General features: G+C 64.7%; 1 rRNA gene. It reads right to left on the reverse strand.

The annotated features are described in order from the left end of the window. Positions 1–159 precede the first annotated feature (159 nt). Positions 160–1,472: ribosomal RNA gene (locus ABCN01_RS09500) — 16S ribosomal RNA — on the reverse strand; the annotation flags it as partial.

The raw sequence follows: 1,472 nt of genomic DNA on the forward strand, positions 1-1,472 counted from the left end.
TCTTCCATCTCTCTCCTATCGCTATGCGGCTCTCAAGGTACGCGGGTGCGACCCCGGGGACCGGGTGCTGCGGGGAATCATCGCGGGCGACATCCACCGGACGGGCTCCTGCCCTCTATTCGAGTTAAGTTGATCTCTCTAGAAGATTTATCTCCCTAGAAAGGAGGTGATCCAGCCGCACCTTCCGGTACGGCTACCTTGTTACGACTTCACCCCCCTCACCCTCCACACCTTCGGCGCCTCCCCCCTTGCGGTTGGGCCGGCGACTTCGGGTGCAGACGACTCGGGTGGTGTGACGGGCGGTGTGTACAAGGCCCGGGAACGCATTCACCGCGGCATGCTGATCCGCGATTACTAGCAACTCCGACTTCATGGGGGCGGGTTGCAGCCCCCAATCCGAACTGGGGCCGGCTTTCCGGGATCCGCTCCCCCTCGCGGGGTGGCATCCCTCTGTACCGGCCATTGTAGCACGTGTGCAGCCCAGGGCATAAGGGGCATGATGACTTGACGTCGTCCCCGCCCTCCTCCGCCTTGACGGCGGCGGTCCCGCGTGGGTTCCCGGCATCACCCGATGGCAACACGCGGCGGGGGTTGCGCTCGTTGCGGGACTTAACCCAACATCTCACGACACGAGCTGACGACAGCCATGCACCACCTGTATGGGCTCCTCTCGGCCACGGGGTCTCCCCCGCTTCACCCATATGTCAAGCCCTGGTAAGGTTCTTCGCGTTGCTTCGAATTAAGCCACATGCTCCGCTGCTTGTGCGGGCCCCCGTCAATTCCTTTGAGTTTTAGCCTTGCGGCCGTACTCCCCAGGCGGGACGCTTAATGCGTTGGCTGCGGCACGGGGGGATCGTCCCCCCACACCTAGCGTCCATCGTTTACGGCTGGGACTACCAGGGTATCTAATCCTGTTCGCTCCCCCAGCTTTCGCGCCTCAGCGTCGGTCTCGGCCCAGAGGGCCGCCTTCGCCACCGGTGTTCCACCCGATATCTGCGCATTCCACCGCTACACCGGGTGTTCCACCCTCCCCTACCGGACCCAAGCCGCGGAGGTTCCGGGGGCTTCGGGGGGTTGAGCCCCCCGCTTCGACCCCCGGCCTGCCGGGCCGCCTACGCGCGCTTTACGCCCAATGAATCCGGATAACGCTCGCCCCCTACGTATTACCGCGGCTGCTGGCACGTAGTTAGCCGGGGCTTCTTCTGCAGGTACAGTCTTGACTCTTCCCTGCTGAAAGCGGTTTACGACCCGAAGGCCTCCGTCCCGCACGCGGCGTCGCTGCGTCAGGGTTCCCCCCATTGCGCAAGATTCCCCACTGCTGCCTCCCGTAGGAGTCTGGGCCGTGTCTCAGTCCCAATCTGGCCGGTCGGTCTCTCAACCCGGCTACCCGTTGTCGGCACGGTGGGCCGTCACCCCGCCGTCTACCTGATGGGCCGCGGAGCCATCCCCTCCCGTCGGGGCTTTAGCCGGGG

The sequence above is a fragment of the Collinsella aerofaciens genome (genome assembly GCF_039062365.1).
GTDB lineage: Bacteria > Actinomycetota > Coriobacteriia > Coriobacteriales > Coriobacteriaceae > Collinsella.